The sequence below is a fragment of the Bacillus sp. NPDC094064 genome (genome assembly GCF_050279585.1).
Classification (GTDB): Bacteria; Bacillota; Bacilli; order Bacillales; family Bacillaceae_G; genus Bacillus_A.
Window position 1 is genome coordinate 207,454 of the sequence record NZ_JBNNUI010000007.1, and the last position, 17,118, is coordinate 224,571.

Sequence of the window (17,118 nt, forward strand, 5' to 3'; positions counted from 1 at the left end):
AGGAGCAATGTCAGTCATTGCCCTTTTTTTATGCGCTCTGACATTAATGTGGACATAAGTGCTGCAGGCCTGTACCGTGTTGGACTAATGTATGACCAAGAGGAAATACGACAAAGCTTGGAATAAATGCAAGGGATCCGGTTGTTACAAGGCAAAGGGAGTCCATTCTACTGGATTCCCTTTATTCTTTCTTTTTTTATATCAACATTAATGTTTAACAAATCTATTACTTAAAAATCTTTCGCAAAATTTTAATTTTGTTCCTATACGGTGGAAATACAAGCCCTAAATCTATCCTTGAGCTTCTCTTTAAAATGCTTTTACGATGTGAAAAAGCATCAAAACCATGTTTGCCATGATAGGCACCGAATCCTGCATTTCCTACCCCGCCAAAAGGTAAGTGGAGATTAGCCATATGTGACATCGTATCGTTGACGCATCCTCCTCCAAAAGAAATTCGTCCTAATATCTGCTTTTCAACATTTTTATTTTCAGTAAATACATACAAAGCTAACGGTTTGGGATGGGTGTTAACCATATGAATGACTTCATCTAAATCATTGTAATCCATAATTGGTAAAATCGGTCCGAAAATTTCTTCTTTCATAGCTGCATTATCCCATGATTTTACTGCAAGAAGTGTTGGTTCAATATATAAATGGCTTCTAGATGAATTCCCACCAAATACTATATGATTTTTGTCTTTCTCTAATATAGAAATAAGTCTATCGAATTGTCTCTCATTAATAATTCGCCCGTAATCATCGCTTTTTAATACATCTGATCCATAAAAGTTTGTAATGATTTCTTTCATTTTCGAAATTAGTTTTACTTTGACAGATTTATGTACAATAACATAATCAGGGGCAATACAGGATTGGCCAGCATTTATGAATTTTCCCCAGATAATGCGCTTAGCTGCTATATCGAGGTTGGCAGTTTCATCGACAATGGCTGGTCCTTTTCCGCCAAGTTCTAATGTTACTGGTACAAGGTTTTTTGCTGCAGCTTCCATGACAATCTTTCCAACTTGAATGCTACCAGTAAAAAAGATATGGTCAAATGGTTCATGAATCAATAAAGAAGTGATTTCCCGGCCTCCTTCAATTACACGAATGTATTGTTTATCAAATGTTTCACTTATCATTTTGTTAATAACAGCTGAAACATTAGGTGCATTTTCTGAAGGCTTGAGAACTACACAATTTCCTGCCGCAATTGCCCCAATGAGAGGTTCAATTATTGATTGGAATGGATAATTAAAAGGTCCAATAATTAGCACGGTACCATATGGCTCTTTTATTATATAACTTTTGGATGGTGCAAAATGAATAGGTGTTTTTACTTTTTGAGGTTTCATCCACTGTTTTAGGTATTTTATTATAAAATTGATACTGTTAAATGCGAAGCCAACTTCTGCAGCGTATGCTTCAAACTCGCTTTTGTGTAAATCTTGATATAATGCGCTCAGCACTTGACTTTCATATTTTTGAATGGAGTATTTTAGCTTTTCTAATTGTTTAATCCGAAATTGAAGACTTCTAGTATGATCATGATGGAAAAATTGTCTATGTTCTTGAAGAAGTTGTTGTATATCATTAACCATTAGGAAATCCCTCCAATAGCAAGCAAATATTCACATACCATGTCAATCAATGAGAGTTTTGATTAAACTTTTTTCAAAATGGCTTCTTAAATAAGGGGTTGTAAAACATTTCTGATTGAGCTTTATTTTAAACGAACATCAGCAACAGGAAATAAAGTTCCTGTCGCTGAATAAAGGGTATAGTACGATATGTTCCAGTCACCTGAATATTCTTATGTGTGATTATTTATTTTGGAGTAATATTTATTCCATATTCTTTTTATAATTAAGCTTCAACAACCCCTTAAAATCCACCTCAGCAATCAACACACTTACTAATATAAGCGTTGCCCCTAAGTATCCTTTTCCTGTAAGTGTTTCACCTGTGAAAACGAAGGCAAACCCTGCGGAAAAGACGGGTTCTAATGAAAAAATAAGTCCTGTATGCGTAGGCGTCGTGTATTGCTGGGCGATTACTTGCACGATGAATGCGACTGCGGTGCAAAATATGCTTAAGGCTAAGATGATAAGCCATGAGTCGATCGTGCTAGGAAGTTTTGGTGTTTCTATTATGAATGAAAAAATAAGACTAAATAGGCCGACAAAACCGAGCTGCACTACTCCTAGTGCAATGGAATTTACATGTTTTGTTACGCTTCCGGTAATGATGACGTGAATCGCATAAAATAAGGCAGATAGTATGCAAAATATATCGCCATTACCGATCTTGAATTCATTCGTTAATGTTAATAAGCCGATTCCGATTATCGTTAAAATAATTCCTACTATAACTTTCTTTTCAGGGATGTGTTTTAAAAAGATGGCTGATAGTATCGGAATGAAAATGACTGTGAGACATAGTAAAAACCCTGCATTAGATACGCTCGTATACTTTGTACCAAATGTTGCGAAAATGTACACGATAAATAAGACAGAAGCGAGTATAAATGCATATTTTACAGTTTTAAAATCGATCTTGAATACATGTTTGTAAAATAGTAAACCTGATAAAAGAAAGGCAATAATAAATCGTAATGCGATTAAATTATATTCTTCTATGTCATCAAGTCCAAGCTTTGTAAGTAGGATGGATGCACCCCAAAAAAATGTAACTAGTAGTAGCATTAGGTCTGCTTTTAATTGAGTTCTCATTTTAATTCCCTCGTTATGTATAATTTATAGTCCATTTATATCTTAATATTAATTCAGAATATTTTAAATAGAAATTTATCGACGGTTTTTTCTCTATAAGAAAGAGGCTATTGTATAATCCGGTCCAATAGGTTTATACAATAGCCTCTTTCCTATGGGCGTTTTTTGATGTTGAAGTTATTCCTCTTCAAACTGAAAAATATTTTGATTAATGAGTTGGTGGAAGTGTCTATCCATTTCTGCTGCAGGAACTTTTCTTTCGTTTTGAAACCACCACGCACTTAATGAGGTGATTACTCCTGAATAAAATTCCGTTATTAAATCATTTGGCATCGTATGATTTTTACAAAGGCGATTTAGCGCTTCTGTTTCTTGTTTTCTTGTTTCGTGGCTTAAATAATACATGCGGCTATTGAATTGTTCATCGGACATTTGTGCCTCAAATATTTTACAGATTTCTTCATGATGCAGGAATTGTTCCATCACTTGAAATGGTTTACTTATTCGATCTAAAAGCGGTATTTCAGCAACCATTTCGCCATAGCGTTTAAATCCAAATGCTAATAAAGCATCTTTGTCTTCAAAATGTTTATAAAAGGTTGTTCGGTGTACCATTGCGCGATCGCAAATTTGGTTAATCGTGATGGTACTATATTTCTGTTTTGATTGTGTCATTAATTCAAATAAGGAATTCCATAGTAATTTATGTGTACGTCTAATACGTAAATCAAGTTGTTTTTCATTATCGTTCATCTACACTTCTCCTTTTTTGTAGATTAAATATACAAAGGATGAAAATTGATTCTCCCTTTTTAATCTACATATGTATATTATATTACATGTGTTCCGGTTTATATAAAGCTTTTGGAGTAAAAAAAATAGGAGGAGAATCAATACATGAATATGACAACTAAGAGCCCTGCGAGTGGCAAAGTTGATACTTCTAATATGAAACATACCCCCATTTTAATCGCATTACTTTTAGGGACAATGGTTGCGTTATTAAACGAAACGTTACTTGGTAATGCGTTAACTGTATTAATGAAAGAATTTGACGTAACAGCTTCAACAATCCAATGGCTTTCTACAGCATACATGTTAGTGGTTGGTGTTTTAGTACCGATTACAGCGTTACTTCAGCAATGGCTCACAACGAGACAAATGTTTTTGATTGCGATGGTAACATTTTTAGTTGGTACATTAATTGCTGGATTCGCACCGACATTTGCCGTTTTATTAGTCGGGCGTATTGTCCAAGCAGTAGCGACTGGATTAATTTCACCGTTGTTAATGAATACGATTTTAATCATTTGTCCACCTGAAAAACGTGGTGCTACGATGGGGTTAATTGCACTAGTTATGATGTCAGCTCCGGCAATTGGTCCTACATTATCTGGAGTAATCGTTGATTCATTGAATTGGCGCTGGTTATTTTACTTTGTCATTCCAATCGTAATCATTGCCATTGTAATTGGAATGAAGTACATTCAAAATGTTTCAGAGTTAACAAGGCCGAAAGTAGATTATCCATCTATTCTTTTATCAACATTAGGTTTCGGCGGGATTGTGTATAGCTTTAGTGCATCAGGTGACTTAGGGTGGTCTGATCCGAAAGTGTATGGCGCTTTAATTGTTGGGCTTGTATCACTATGTATTTTTATCGTGCGACAATTAAAAATCGATAATCCAATTTTAGAACTACGTGCGTTTAAAGTTCCGATGTTTACATTATCAGTTGGATTAATCGTCATTGTGATGATGTCGTTATTTTCAACGATGACTTTATTACCGATGTTTCTGCAAACAGTGTTACTCGTTACAGCCTTTAAATCAGGATTAATCATGCTTCCGGGAAGTATTATTAGTGCCGTAATGGGACCAATCGCGGGCAAATTATTTGATAAATTTAGTCCGAAAGTTATTATCGTTCCCGGCATTGTGTTAGTAGGTATTGCAATGTTCTTATTTAAAGGCATTACGCCTGACACATCAATGGTACAAATTATTGTCATGCACAGCGTATTAATGGTTGGACTCATGTTTGTCATGACAGCACAAACATACGGTTTAAATCAATTAACACCAGATTTATATCCGCACGGAACAGCACTGTTTAATACACTGCAGCAAGTAGCTGGCGCAATTGGTACGGCTATCTTTATTTCGAAAATGTCTTCAGGAACAACTCAGTATATGGAAAGCTCCGCAAATCCGATGGATCCAGTAGAGAAGTTAAATGGTTTAACATCAGGATTCCAAGGTGCATTTACACTTGGATTAATCTTTATTGTGGTTGCTTTTATCGTATCGCTATTCTTGAAAGAAGAGAAAAAGGGAGTAGAAGTGGCGGGGGTTTTACAGAACGAAAATTAAGGTTTATATAAAAAGACATCTTTACGATTAAAGATGTCTTTTTACATTTCCTCCGTAACATCATACCGCAGCAACTGCCCCTGATCATAAAACCTCTCAAAAATAAGCCCCATAACATAGAAGAATACTAAACCGAAGCCAATATGAATAAGTGTAAAAGTAGCCCCAAATGAAGAAAACTCATATACGATAATCGGCAATTTCGCAGTTGTCCAAACGCCTAAGAAAAATACGATGTACCGAATGCTCGCGCCTTTTTTTAAGAGTAGTGCTGCGATTGGAAAGGCGACGTAAAGGGGCCCAGCTGCAATTCCGCCTAATAATAAGGAGAATAAGATACCATAGATGCCCGATTTTTCGCCCATATATTTCATTAACGTTTCTTTCTTCACCCACTGATCAAGTAATCCTACAAATACGAGGACAGGAGGGAGGAGAAACAGCATATCTAAAATACTATTACCTGTTAATTGTAATGCGCTCCATCCTAAAGATTGGTTTATAAAAGTTAGTACGATAAGTCCGATTAGTAAAATGAAAAAGAAACGATATCTTTTTAGTTCATTCATACCATCACCACCCAAATGATATAGGAAAATAGGAGAGACATGAGTAAGGCAGATGCATTACGTGCGTAAGCAAAGCTTCGCCCAAATATCTTTTGTTCCATCGGTAATGTTGTAATTCCTACTGCCATGAGTGTAGACATAAGTGCCGCAACTTGAGGGAGACCTGCGCCGTGTTGGACTAATGTATTCCCAAGAGGAAACACGACAAAGCTTGGGATGAGTGCAACGGATCCGAGTATTGCTGAATACATGATACCGAGAAATCCCGACTGTTCTCCAATGATAGAAGAGATGAAAGATGGCGTTAAGATTGAAAGCGATAAGCCAACGAAAAGCATGATGGAAAGCATGGCAGGGAGAAGGTTTCGAAACACTTTCCATGATTTCATTAAGGCGTCTTTCGTTTTAGTACGATCTTTCATAAAAGAAATCCCCGTAAGAAGAATGGCTAACGTGTAAAGGATCACGCCGTTAATCATGATCGGATTCCTTTAAATCTTTATATTTGCCCAGGAAAAAGGATAAGTTCTTCATTTTTTCTTCAATATCCATTTGAAAATCTGCTAATTGTTCTTTTCCAGCAGACGTAATTTTGTACATCTTTCGCGGTTTGTCTTGATGATCTGTACTTACGTAAGATTCAATTGCACCTTCGTTTTCTAATTTCTTTAGTGTGCGATATAAAATGGCACTATCGATTGGATTGACGGGAAGTTCTTCTTCACATTTCTGAAGTAGCTGACCGCCGTAGTTATCACCTTCTGCTAAAAATAACAAAAGAAATGCGCCTGTATGTCTTCCGGTGTGTTTCATGGATATACCTCCTAGAATGAATTGAGATTTATACTGTTAATGACAGTATACTGTTGTTAACAGTATACGGTGCATGAAGTGCTATGTCAATTTAAAAAATTGTGATTTTCGAGAGAGAAACTCACAATAACGCTTTTTCAAATATTCGAGTGAAATCCTGTATTTTGGTATATTCAAATAGAACTTCCCTTGGTTTATATTTTATGAAGCCACTGGAAGTTGCTCCGTTGATATCTCTATTAAGCCTAAGCTTTCAAACAGAGTTGTTTTTTCCATTCTTGCTAACTTTTCTTTCATTTTTAAATCATCACGGGCTTAATGCGGTGATTACTTCTAAACAAAATTCCATTATTCAATCGTTTGGCATCGCATGATTTTTCCAAAGTTGCTGTAATGTTTATTGCAGCACTTTATGTTTGATAAATAAAAAATCACATATCCATAAAAAGGAGAATTACATATGATATTCTGTATGTAAGATATTTGAATGAAGATAGGGGGAAGTGAGTATGGACAAGAAGCTAACGTATTGGCTAGGATCTATTATAGGGATGATAGTACTTGCAGCTGGTATGACTTATGGGATGTTACAGTTTGCAGAAGTACCAATAGGTGGTGAGGAGCATGCTTTTGCAGAGTCTAATAAAGAAGAAACACCATCGAATGAAGCAGAAATTAAAGGTTCAAATGCACAACTTCACATCACTAAAAGTTCTACTGAAGAAGAAGTTATTTCAGCTATGCATAGCATGACTCATCAAAAGGTAAAAGCGAGTGACGGACGGGGCGCAACTCCTATGTCTAAAAAGAATGCAGAGAAAGTAAGAAGTATTTTAAATGAAAATGATTTTAAGAATAAAGAAAAACTATTAGCAATTACTGAAAGATGGGTAAATAGGGATTTTAGTAAAATCGTAGAAGAACATAACTATTTCTGGGAACTTCAAGACGGCAAGATAGGGGAAGCTACAAAAATGGATTCGTTAGACGAGCAAACATTCTCTCTAAATACTTTCGGTGATGAAGTAACAGCCGCATTAATTAAATCCGGAGATCTTCAGCATGTTGGAGAATAATAAACATCTATCAATTATAGTTAGAAGCTTACCTTTTTGTATTTACCTTTTCTAAATTTCTTCAATACAATAGATGTGATTCTCAAGCAAGAGAAAGGCGCCTTATGGTGTCTGGGGTACTGACGGCAAAACGCAGATTTTATACGCTAAGAATATGCAGGATCTCATGCAGACTACAAGAACGGTTTGAGCTCCCGAATACTGTTGTGACAGGAATGTATGAAATCTTGCATACAAAGAAGGGAACGGAAAGCCAGGAAACAATTGATATGAAGGACTTTCTGAGATTTGGTTACTACTGATAATGAGACGTTATGTTAACCTCATATGTATAGAATATATAATTAACTAAAAATGAACAATAAAAAACAATAGTGTATAAAATCACTACCGTTTTTTATTGTTTCTTACAAGTAAATTATTTAAATTCTTGTCTATATAATTTAAACGAATAAATAGCTCCAACGAAGAATACAAAGGCTTCAAATAATATAAAGATTTGACGGAAATTCTCGATATCTTTACCAACTAAAGAAATAAATATGCAATTCATTAGAATTTGAGTAGTAAACATACAAGAAATAATTTTAAAATAAATAGCATTTGTTCTTTCATCTGGTTTACCAATTTTTTTGTAAATAATAATAAGTGCAATTACTGAACCCAAAAATAGAAGTGCTGTAAGTCCTACAACGATATTAAAATTGCCTGTACTTTCTAACATCCATTTATTTAATAGATCAATCATTATTATCTTCCTTTCCTACATAAGAGAATATTTCGTTCTTCTTTTTCACTATAATAAAAAAAGAAAAAGGAAAACATCGAACTTTCTTACAAACATTCGTGTATTCTTACAATTTTGTCATTTTGTAAATATATTCATCGCCTTGCCTTTCACTATTTTCTTTGGAAAACATAGTGAATTACGAGAAAGGGCGCTACAAGATCAACTTCCGGGAACGATAATTATGTAAATGAGCTATCCAAATGGATGGCTTATTTTTTTGTTTAGCTTGCTTTTCCCCCTTGCATAGAGAAAAGCTCTTTTGATTATAGAAGAGATTAAATCAAACAAAAAAAGTAGGACAAACCTAGCTATATCAATGGTTTTAGTTATTTTAAGTACTTAACTTTTTTTTAGTCTTTACTTAACTCTTGTTTCGTGAATACTTAATTTAGTTTTAAGTATTCACTTTATTTTGTTTTTATTATCTTTCTAAACCACTATCTCTATTTTTATTTTTCGCTTTTTTCTTTTGCTCTATATCTTTTGAAGCAAGATCATACCCTTTTCTTTCATGTTCAGTTAAATTCTTTTCACTAAATCAAGCATTTTAATTATATAAAATACATATTTATAAAAAATATTTTATTTTACCATTTTTAAGGAGGATAATTATGGATAACACAACTGAAGAAGAATTTAATTATATCGATTACTGGGAAAACAATTATGCCGATGGAGGAAATTCAGGAAGTGGATCATATGGAATGTTAGCAGAATTCAAGAAAGATGTAATTAATAAATTAATAATTGAAAACCAAATTCAAACTGTAATTGAATTTGGTTGTGGCGATGGTAACCAATTAAAATATATGAAATATCCTAACTACTTAGGTATGGATATTTCACATACATCTATAGATATATGTTCAAAAATGTTTACAAAAGATAATACAAAAAATTTTTTATTATACAATCCTAAATATTTTATTAATAAAGGATATTTCAAAAGTGATTTAGTAGTATGTTTAGATGTTTTATATCACATCACAGATGAGACTGATTTTCAAAAAACTTTAGACGATATTTTTTCTTGTAATTCTTCTTTTATTATTTTATATACAAGAATTGTTAAACCAGAAGAGTTTGTGTATAATATTCCAACAATTAAAGATCGAGATATCTTTAGCTATATATCAAGATATAAAGATTATAACGTATTAAAAATTATAGAACAAAAATATAAAAAATTATCATCAGCTGATTTTATTATTTTAGAAAAAAATAAAATATAAAATAAACAAAAAGATTAACCATTATTGGTTAATCTTTTTGTTTGTTTTATTAAACTCCTTGTTTTTGGGTGTGATTGCTGGCTGGGAGTTTGGGGGCTAGCTCTCAGGAACTTAACGTAACTGAATATAGAATAAGCTTCTTGCTTAGAACGATAGAACTGGCGGTTCGGCTGGTACAATTGCTAGTCCAAGTCGAGCAACCTAAGTCCTCGTTTTTGGTTGGCGATATACCAACCCCCGCCGAATTTCGGAATGCAAGGAGAAAAGCCCTTATATAGAGAGTGAGAAGAGAGAGAGAGTTTTAAAAGTGGTATAAAGCATTGATAATACTGGTTTTTTTAGACTTTTTATGTGTGGCGTTTTTGCCACATATAAAAAGAGTCAAAAAAAAGAATCGACTAATGTCAATTCTTAAATAATAGGACGTTATGTAAACTTGATGTGTATACGATATACAAATAATTTTGATAGATAGATGTCCAAAAAATCTGTTGAATCTTGTATATATTAAATATGTACAAGCATTATAAAACTTTTAATTTAGGAGTGGAAAAATGGAAGAAAAAGAAGGTTTACCACCCAATGAAATAATTGTGGTAAGCTCATTGTATTTTTTGCCTAGCGTGGGTGGGTTCCAAAATGCTGGCGGTACTCCGATCTAGTTGGAAGAAGGCACCTTAGGGTGTCTTTTCTTTATTGCCGTTCGACAAAATATGACGATATGAAAATAAATCATTTGCTACTATGAGATGATAAATCTTACATTTTAAAAAGAACTGATACAGATCGGAGGGGAAAAAATGAAACAAAAAAAAGACACTCTTAAGAGTGCCTCTACTTAGCAGCCGAATCCGCCGCCCCAACAGCTAGCTCCTACGATGATTAATAAAATAAAGAGTACAACAAGTAAAGCGAATCCGCCGCCGAAACCGCAGCCTCCACCACAACTACCGCCATAGCCCATATTAACTCCTCCTTCCATAAAGACCATTTAATAATGGATTTAATTCAATTTATGTTTTTACGGATGAATGGAGCAGGTCCTTTTGAAAAATAAAGATGTCACGGATTTTAAAAGAATTGACGACCTTATTTTTGTCACCGGTGTTTCGTCGTTTACATATTGTATTTTATTCTGTGTATTGGGGGAAGGAGGATTTTTATGGCTAATTCTGAAATGATTTTACGTTTACTTACGGATTTAAAGATTGAGCAGCAAGCTTTAAAAGAGCAGGTTGAGAAGATGCAAACAGCTTTGGCTATTCTTGAAGAAAAACAAAATACTCCTGAAGAGAAAGCAACTATTCCAGAAGAACAACCAGCTGCTACAAAGAAAAGAGCGCATTCTGGACGCCCAACATCTTTTCGTGATTGGAGAGCATCTGCTCAAAGGAATTTATAAAAGATATAAGAAAAGAAGGCATCCATTCAGATGTCTTCTTTTGCGTATGTTATTCAAATGAGTGAAGAAGAATCGCGCAGTTGCTTCGTTTTAGAAAGAGACAGATTGTTATAATGATGAACTTTCAGGATCCCCATAAATGACAAACCATACCGATAACAAAAAATGCGAGGCCTACAAACAAAACGATTAAAGCGAGCATTCCATTTTTATTATGTTCCATAAAGTTAGCTCCTTTTTCATTTACTTACATACAAAAAAGCCTTTAGTCGTAATTATGGCTAAAGGTTTTGATCATTATACTTTTATGGTACAGATTCCTTTATCTATCTGTACTCGAGTCATATTCATCAGCATTAAATTCTTTAACGAGTGAAATGTCGTTTGTATCCGGGTTAAACTTAAATATTTTAATTTGCCCAAAGTCATCTTTGTCTGCAAATGTATTTTCACTAATTTGGGTCATATTGCTTATGTTTGGGGTAGAATCGCTGCCATGATCATTGATTTCCACAACTCTTTCACGGTCCCAAAATGCAATGACAATAATTAAGATGATAAGGCATACACGTATGAAACGCAGTTCTCTTGCAACAGGATGTTCCATTTGCTAGTCTCCTTTGTCATGTAATAGATTTCGCGTGTAAAAGAGAGAGTTCCTACGAATAGCATATAAATAAAAAAGACACTGTAAAAAGTGTCTTTTTTATTGAATTTATGCGCATTACTTAATAAGACGCTAGTTCCTCAGTCCGGATATGAGGAACTATGTAGGGTAATTAAATTATAACATTTTAACCAGTAATGGGTCTATATGGAATTTTTATCATTTACATTTAAATATTCAGAATGATAAATGTGGCGAAGTATATGCATTTCCTATAGCAATTGTAAAATATAATTATATGCATAACTAGTCTTGTAATGAATTTCTACTGTATTTAACATTGAAGTAGAAAAGTATAAAGAAGGAGCTGTGGAATATGGGTGCTTGGGGAACTGGATTATTTGATGATGACACAACTTGCGATGTGAAAGATCAATTTATTGAATATATAGATGAAGGTAACAGTGTAGAAGAAGCAACAAATCTTGTTTTAGAAGAGTATGTAGATGAGTTTGATATAGGTGAAGATTTAGAGGTTATGTCTTTAGTATACATCGGTCTTGCGGCAATACAACTTGAGAAGGGTTGTCTTCAAGAAGAAGTTCGCAGCAATGCGATTGCATTAATTGAACGTGGCGCTGATCTTGAACTTTGGGAAGAAGCCGGTGAAGAAGAGTATGAAGAGAGAAAGAAAGTTTTAGATGAATTTAAGCAAAGGCTGAGCAACTGTTAGTAGGCTGAAAAAGAAGCTGATGAAATTGTAAGTATGAAAAGAAGACATCAATAAAGGTGTCTTCTTTTTTGTGCGATGGTAAAAACGTGGGGGAGGTTTCCCTTTACACAAACAAAACAGTATACTATAGTTAAGTTAAGTGAACTTAACTATTAAAACGAAATAACAGCATGGAGGAAGAGTGCTATGACTAGAACGTATAAAGAAATAATTAATGAAATGAACCGAGCCTATAATGAATTTTATATTTTACTATTTCAGGAGTTGAAAGATGAGTACGGTCTTACAGGACAGCAAGAGAGTATGTTATTTCATATTAATTTAAATGAAAACACGACAGCAAATCACATTGCGACTACTTTTAATATATCGAAAAGTGCTGTCAGCCAAGTTTTATCGAAATTGGAAAAGCAGAAGATGATTTCAAAACAAGTAAATCCTAATAATAAAAGGGAGTATTTCCTTACACTTGGTCCAAATGGTAGTAAGTATATGGAGCAGTTGTCTGAGTTAGATGATGTATTAATTGAGAAGTATTTTTCAAAAATCGATATCGGTGCTTTAGAACAAATGACGGATACGTTAACGAAAATAAATAAAGTGATATTGGAAGAAAAACAGAAGGATCTTGATTGTAATGAGTAAGAACTTAGATGAGGCAATGAATAGAAAGGAGGAGAAGCGTGTGATGAGTTACATACCAAATATGATGACGATAGCGAATTTTATTTGTGGGATATTGGCTATTTACTCTGTTCTCGCACACGATATGCATGGTGCAGTTATGTTCATTATTACAGGTATGATATTTGATCTGTTTGATGGCATGGTCGCTCGGAAACTCGGTTCTGTTTCAGAAATTGGCGGAGAGTTAGACTCATTTGCGGATTTAGTTACCTTTGGTGTAGCGCCGTCTATTCTTGCATATACGGTCGTGTTAAAAGATTTACAGTCAATCGGGATGTTATGTGCGCTTGCTTACAGTGTTTGCGGAATGCTTCGGCTTGCGAGATTTAACACGCAGCAAAGTAAACTTCCGACATTTATCGGCATGCCAATTCCATTCGCGGCAATGTGTCTCCTCATTTTATGTTTTTTAAAGAATCCAGTTTCCGTGGCGTTTGGTACATGCATACTCGCGTATTTAATGGTGAGTAAAATCAAATTCCCTCATTTTAAAAAAGATATATCGGAAAGTTTGAAGTCCGAAAGATGGGATTGATGATACGGAAATACAAGGAGAAAGATAAGGAGCATAACATGATTCGTATGGCACTAAGATCATTCAACATACAAATGTATTGTTTGCTAGGCGTAATGTTATTGGGAGGGTTGATGACACCTTTTTCAGCCCAGTTTGTAGGGGTAGGCATCGGCCTTTTAGTAAGTATGTACTGCGCCTGGATTTTAGGAAGGCGCATTGAAAAGTTCGGAGACAGCATTGTAAAAAAAGAAAAGGCACCGATGCTCGGAATGATGAACCGGTTTGCGGCCGCAATACTCGGTGCGATTATTATGTATGAAATTGAACACCATGATTTCATGTGGACATTTGCTGCTGGAATTATGGGTGGGTATTTCTTGATTATTATTAATTTGGGGTATTACAGTATGAGAGATGAGAAGGGATAGATTAATAGGTTTTGCATTAGGAATTAAAAGCCCTTCAAGGGTAGAACGTCACATGGTATGGAAATTATGATGTTCATTGATTCAAGGAATAGTATTATTTCGGCCTTTCCATTACGCGTTAGCTATTGAGAGGATGATTTTTAATATATGAAATACACATATGAATTTTTTAAAGGACCTTTTAACCTTTTGATGATTAAACTTCCTGAGAATATATCGTTAGTAGGGGAGTTTTTAGAAAATGATATTCAAAATAGTGATGGTGTTTTTTGGTTATCTCGTATAAATAAAGTATTGAACGGCGAAATTAATTCTCTAAAATTAGGTGGAAATAGTTGTGATTTAGAAATATGTAATGACTTCACAAAAATTACTCATCGCTATATAGAAGATGAAAACCATTCTTGCAGTATCGAAACAGACGAACTAAAAAATTTAATTTTAGTATGGGTTAAAGAAAAACATAAAAGATAATTTAGTTCAATATTTGAAATGGAATTACGATTTCTTAAAAAACAAGATACTTATAAAAAGTTATGCTATGTAATCCCCTTTGGATATTTCTGTCTGATAGCGGACTATTAAAAAGGGTAAACATAAGATTTAAGAAAAATTTTATATTTACCCTACTTTTTATTTTAAAAGTTTTTCCTATCCTATAAATGAGTTACATCAAGAAGGAGATTAAAAACGACAAAGCCATAGAGGAAAATGTAAAGTTAGGGGATTCTACATGCATACAGAAGTTTTGATTAGTTATTTGTATACGTATTTTTTTACTATTATTTTTTGTATTATGTTTCAAATTGGAGTTTATTTTAAAGCGAAAAGAACTATATCTATTGGGCATTTTTTGTGGGTGTATGTTTTTCTATTCTACCTTTCGTTAGTGTATAGGTTGACGCAGATCGCGACTGTATGGGATATAAGTAACTACGAAACGTGGATTCGTGTAAGTCAAATTAACTTGATTCTATTTGATACGGCAGGTAGTACTACGTATCTTTTGAACGTTGTACTGTTTATGCCGTTAGGTTTTTTATTACCGATGATTTGGCCGCATTTTAGAAAAATGAAAAACACCGTATGTGCAGGATCCCTTTTTTCATTGGCAATTGAGTTAAATCAATTACTAAATAATAGAATTACAGATATTGATGATTTATTTACGAATACCCTCGGAGCAATGGTTGGGTATGTATTATATAGAACTTTTGAAATGATATGTAAAAGAGAGGGGAAAAAGCTTGATACAAACTCTTCTCTAGTTATAAAATACGAGGCTATTTTTTGTTTAGTGTGTTCATTTGTAGGTGCGATGTTAATTTATCATCCAGCTTTATTTGGAAGACCTGTCATCATTCAGTGAGGTGATTACGAATTTCGTTTTAACGCTCGTGCAATATTTCAATTTGCAAAAAGCCTTTAACTCGTTATAGCTAAAGGCTTTTATCATCATAATTTTACTTACCAATTACCCACTCGAGCATCAGCCTTCAACCACTTCACCCAGTCCAAGTCCTCTACCTTAAGTAAACTAAGCGAAACACCCTTCATATCTAAAGAAGTTAACAGCGTACCGACCTTTACGAATGTAACTTGCAATCCTTCCAGTTCACACAAACGGCGAATGTCGTTTGCGAAAATGTATTGTTCCATTAATGGTGTTGCGCCGAGTCCATTAATGAGGATGGCGAAGTTGTCACCTTTTCTCCAGCGGTAAATGCTTTTTAGTTTGTTTATTAGTTCAATCGCTAATATTTCAGAAGAGGATAGCGCTTCTTTACGGTACCCTTTTTCGCCGTGGATACCGACGCCATAAAAGACTTCATCGTCGTTTAATGAAAATGAAGCTTTTCCTTTCACTGGATCATTGGCAGGTGAAAGGGCGACTCCTAATGTGTGTAAGTTTTCAGTGATAGAACGGCCGAGTGCTGTTAGTTCTTCTAAAGAATGGCCTTCAAGAGCGGCCGCACCAACTATTTTTTGAACGAAAACAGTACCAGCGACGCCGCGTCTTCTTTTATTAAAAGAAGCATCATCTTCAATTGAAACATCGTCATTTACGATGATGTGGTCAATTTTTCTTCCTTCTTCTTTTGCGATTTGTTCTGCCGCTAGAAAGTTAGCTACGTCATCTTTAAAGTTTTTGATGATGAATAGTATACTTTTATCTTTTGGTATGAGGCGAGTTGCTCTTGCGATTTGTTCCACTGTAGGTGGAGTGAAGATGCTTCCGTTTACTGCCGCTGTAAGCATTCCTTTTCCTACATAGCCAATATCAGCAGGTTCATGTCCGCTACCACCGCCGCTTATAATAGCGACGTCTTGCTTCAGTTTTTCGATATTTTTTACATAAATGATGTTATGTGTTTCGTCGTAATTTACTTTGTCGTTATGTTCAAAATAAAAGCCATGCAGCATATCTTGAACGATATTTTGTACATCATTCATAATCTTTTTCATTGCTTTTGCCACCCTTTAATTACTTTGCTGATTGCTCCAGTAATAGTAGTAATTGATTGTTTATCATATTTTTCATGAGAGAAGACATGATAGATGGATTTACTTCGCATTTACTTTCAATCCAATCTTTTATCGTTCCGACGAAGCCGTGACTATAAAAGGAGGCAATCGTGTTTTTCGTTTCAATAGAAAGAGTTAATTTACAGCTCACGGATAGTTCATCAATAATTTTCATATATAAGTTTTTCGTATGCTCAAATAAATAGTGATTGAACGAGTTTTGCTCGATGACTTTAAAAGCATTTCGATAAAATTTTTGATTTTCATAAAAGTAATCAAATAATAAATCGAAAATGTTTTCCCATGTTTCATAGTCGAGAAAGTCAATAATGTTTTCTTTCGTTTCTTCTCTATAAATCCAGCTTAATAGTTCAAATTTATCTTTAAAATGATAATAAAAAGTTTGCCTACGCATTTGACAGTGTAACATAATATCGCTTACTGATATTTTATGAAACGACTCTGTTTCCATTAAATATTTCAATGAGTTCGCGATTATCTTTTTAGAAATTATAGAAGAGGTCATCTCAATCATCCCTAGAATGTTAGTAATATGAAAATCCTACCCATAAATGAGAGCGGTGTCTTTAGACAGATTGTCCATTTTGTCCGTTTACTATAAAACGCT

Annotated in this window: 21 protein-coding genes; 10 read left to right on the plus strand and 11 right to left on the minus strand. The window is 34.2% G+C overall.

Annotated features, from left to right (window positions below; translation table 11 throughout):
• Positions 1-226: 226 nt before the first annotated feature.
• From ACQKNI_RS17585 to ACQKNI_RS17595, 3 genes are all read right to left on the minus strand, one after another.
• Complete coding sequence (locus ACQKNI_RS17585; protein ID WP_427282553.1) at positions 227-1,606, minus strand: aldehyde dehydrogenase; 1,380 nt, start codon at positions 1,604-1,606, stop codon at positions 227-229.
• Positions 1,607-1,849: 243 nt separating this feature from the next.
• The gene (locus ACQKNI_RS17590) at positions 1,850-2,737 is read right to left on the minus strand and encodes a DMT family transporter (RefSeq protein WP_427282554.1); all 888 of its coding nucleotides are present in this window, start codon (positions 2,735-2,737) and stop codon (positions 1,850-1,852) included.
• Between the two features lie 177 nt (positions 2,738-2,914).
• Positions 2,915-3,490 (minus strand): TetR/AcrR family transcriptional regulator, encoded by a 576-nt coding sequence (locus ACQKNI_RS17595; protein WP_427282555.1) that lies wholly within the window; start codon positions 3,488-3,490, stop codon positions 2,915-2,917.
• A gap of 144 nt (positions 3,491-3,634) precedes the next feature.
• Between ACQKNI_RS17595 and ACQKNI_RS17600 the strand changes: the two genes are divergently transcribed.
• Complete coding sequence (locus tag ACQKNI_RS17600) at positions 3,635-5,110, plus strand: MDR family MFS transporter (RefSeq protein ID WP_427282556.1); 1,476 nt, start codon at positions 3,635-3,637, stop codon at positions 5,108-5,110.
• A 41-nt stretch (positions 5,111-5,151) separates the two neighbouring features.
• On the opposite strand, the gene ACQKNI_RS17605 is transcribed toward ACQKNI_RS17600, so the two are convergent.
• Genes ACQKNI_RS17605 through ACQKNI_RS17615 form a run of 3 tightly spaced genes read right to left on the minus strand, consistent with a single transcriptional unit; the run spans position 5,152 to position 6,492 of the window.
• Positions 5,152-5,679, minus strand: a complete 528-nt coding sequence (locus tag ACQKNI_RS17605; RefSeq protein WP_427282557.1) for a permease — start codon at positions 5,677-5,679, stop codon at positions 5,152-5,154.
• Positions 5,676-6,158, minus strand: coding sequence for a hypothetical protein (locus tag ACQKNI_RS17610; RefSeq protein WP_427282558.1), 483 nt, complete (start codon positions 6,156-6,158; stop codon positions 5,676-5,678). Before ACQKNI_RS17610 ends, ACQKNI_RS17605 begins: the two co-directional genes overlap by 4 nt.
• Positions 6,151-6,492 (minus strand): PadR family transcriptional regulator, encoded by a 342-nt coding sequence (locus tag ACQKNI_RS17615; protein WP_071710717.1) that lies wholly within the window; start codon positions 6,490-6,492, stop codon positions 6,151-6,153. The genes ACQKNI_RS17610 and ACQKNI_RS17615 overlap by 8 nt, the downstream gene beginning before the upstream one ends.
• Positions 6,493-7,001: 509 nt before the next feature.
• Here ACQKNI_RS17615 and ACQKNI_RS17620 point away from each other — a divergent pair.
• Entirely contained in the window at positions 7,002-7,568 is a 567-nt protein-coding gene (locus tag ACQKNI_RS17620; protein WP_098252893.1) for a PRK06770 family protein, read from the plus strand.
• Between the two features lie 418 nt (positions 7,569-7,986).
• Here the strand turns inward: ACQKNI_RS17620 and ACQKNI_RS17625 are convergent, their stop codons facing one another.
• Positions 7,987-8,316: a 6-aminohexanoate hydrolase gene (locus tag ACQKNI_RS17625; protein ID WP_088232694.1), complete on the minus strand. Its 330-nt coding sequence runs from the start codon at positions 8,314-8,316 to the stop codon at positions 7,987-7,989.
• 653 nt (positions 8,317-8,969) lie between these two features.
• On the opposite strand from ACQKNI_RS17625, the gene ACQKNI_RS17630 reads away from it, so the two are divergent.
• Positions 8,970-9,590 (plus strand): class I SAM-dependent methyltransferase, encoded by a 621-nt coding sequence (locus ACQKNI_RS17630; protein ID WP_088232692.1) that lies wholly within the window; start codon positions 8,970-8,972, stop codon positions 9,588-9,590.
• A gap of 838 nt (positions 9,591-10,428) precedes the next feature.
• Here the strand turns inward: ACQKNI_RS17630 and ACQKNI_RS17635 are convergent.
• Complete coding sequence (locus ACQKNI_RS17635) at positions 10,429-10,554, minus strand: YjcZ family sporulation protein (RefSeq protein ID WP_000540377.1); 126 nt, start codon at positions 10,552-10,554, stop codon at positions 10,429-10,431.
• A gap of 198 nt (positions 10,555-10,752) precedes the next feature.
• Between ACQKNI_RS17635 and ACQKNI_RS17640 the strand changes: the two genes are divergently transcribed.
• The gene (locus tag ACQKNI_RS17640; protein ID WP_140417498.1) at positions 10,753-10,992 is read left to right on the plus strand and encodes a preprotein translocase; all 240 of its coding nucleotides are present in this window, start codon (positions 10,753-10,755) and stop codon (positions 10,990-10,992) included.
• Positions 10,993-11,314: 322 nt separating this feature from the next.
• Here ACQKNI_RS17640 and ACQKNI_RS17645 read toward each other — a convergent pair whose 3' ends face one another.
• Positions 11,315-11,599: a YmzC family protein gene (locus tag ACQKNI_RS17645; RefSeq protein WP_098357214.1), complete on the minus strand. Its 285-nt coding sequence runs from the start codon at positions 11,597-11,599 to the stop codon at positions 11,315-11,317.
• Positions 11,600-11,975: 376 nt separating this feature from the next.
• Here ACQKNI_RS17645 and ACQKNI_RS17650 point away from each other — a divergent pair, with 376 nt between their 5' ends.
• The 6 genes from ACQKNI_RS17650 (at position 11,976) to ACQKNI_RS17675 (ending at position 15,333) form a co-directional block, all read left to right on the plus strand.
• On the plus strand, positions 11,976-12,332 hold the full coding sequence (locus ACQKNI_RS17650) for a DUF4259 domain-containing protein (RefSeq protein ID WP_098357213.1): 357 nt from the start codon (positions 11,976-11,978) through the stop codon (positions 12,330-12,332).
• 186 nt (positions 12,333-12,518) lie between these two features.
• A complete protein-coding gene (locus ACQKNI_RS17655; protein ID WP_088232686.1) occupies positions 12,519-12,977 on the plus strand; it encodes a MarR family winged helix-turn-helix transcriptional regulator in 459 nt (152 codons plus the stop codon).
• Positions 12,970-13,554 (plus strand): CDP-diacylglycerol--serine O-phosphatidyltransferase, encoded by a 585-nt coding sequence (gene pssA, locus ACQKNI_RS17660; RefSeq protein WP_427282559.1) that lies wholly within the window; start codon positions 12,970-12,972, stop codon positions 13,552-13,554. The genes ACQKNI_RS17655 and pssA overlap by 8 nt, the downstream gene beginning before the upstream one ends.
• Positions 13,555-13,592: 38 nt before the next feature.
• Positions 13,593-13,964 carry an ATP synthase subunit I gene (locus ACQKNI_RS17665; protein WP_098357224.1) on the plus strand — a complete coding sequence of 124 codons (372 nt, stop codon included), beginning with the start codon at positions 13,593-13,595 and terminating at the stop codon, positions 13,962-13,964.
• A gap of 147 nt (positions 13,965-14,111) precedes the next feature.
• A complete protein-coding gene (locus ACQKNI_RS17670; RefSeq protein WP_088232685.1) occupies positions 14,112-14,438 on the plus strand; it encodes a hypothetical protein in 327 nt (108 codons plus the stop codon).
• 259 nt (positions 14,439-14,697) lie between these two features.
• A complete protein-coding gene (locus ACQKNI_RS17675; protein WP_088232684.1) occupies positions 14,698-15,333 on the plus strand; it encodes a VanZ family protein in 636 nt (211 codons plus the stop codon).
• Positions 15,334-15,431: 98 nt separating this feature from the next.
• Here ACQKNI_RS17675 and dhaQ read toward each other — a convergent pair whose 3' ends face one another.
• Complete coding sequence (dhaQ, locus tag ACQKNI_RS17680; RefSeq protein WP_427282560.1) at positions 15,432-16,430, minus strand: DhaKLM operon coactivator DhaQ; 999 nt, start codon at positions 16,428-16,430, stop codon at positions 15,432-15,434.
• Between the two features lie 19 nt (positions 16,431-16,449).
• Positions 16,450-17,016, minus strand: a complete 567-nt coding sequence (gene dhaS, locus ACQKNI_RS17685; protein ID WP_088232682.1) for a dihydroxyacetone kinase transcriptional activator DhaS — start codon at positions 17,014-17,016, stop codon at positions 16,450-16,452.
• Positions 17,017-17,118: the final 102 nt, after the last annotated feature.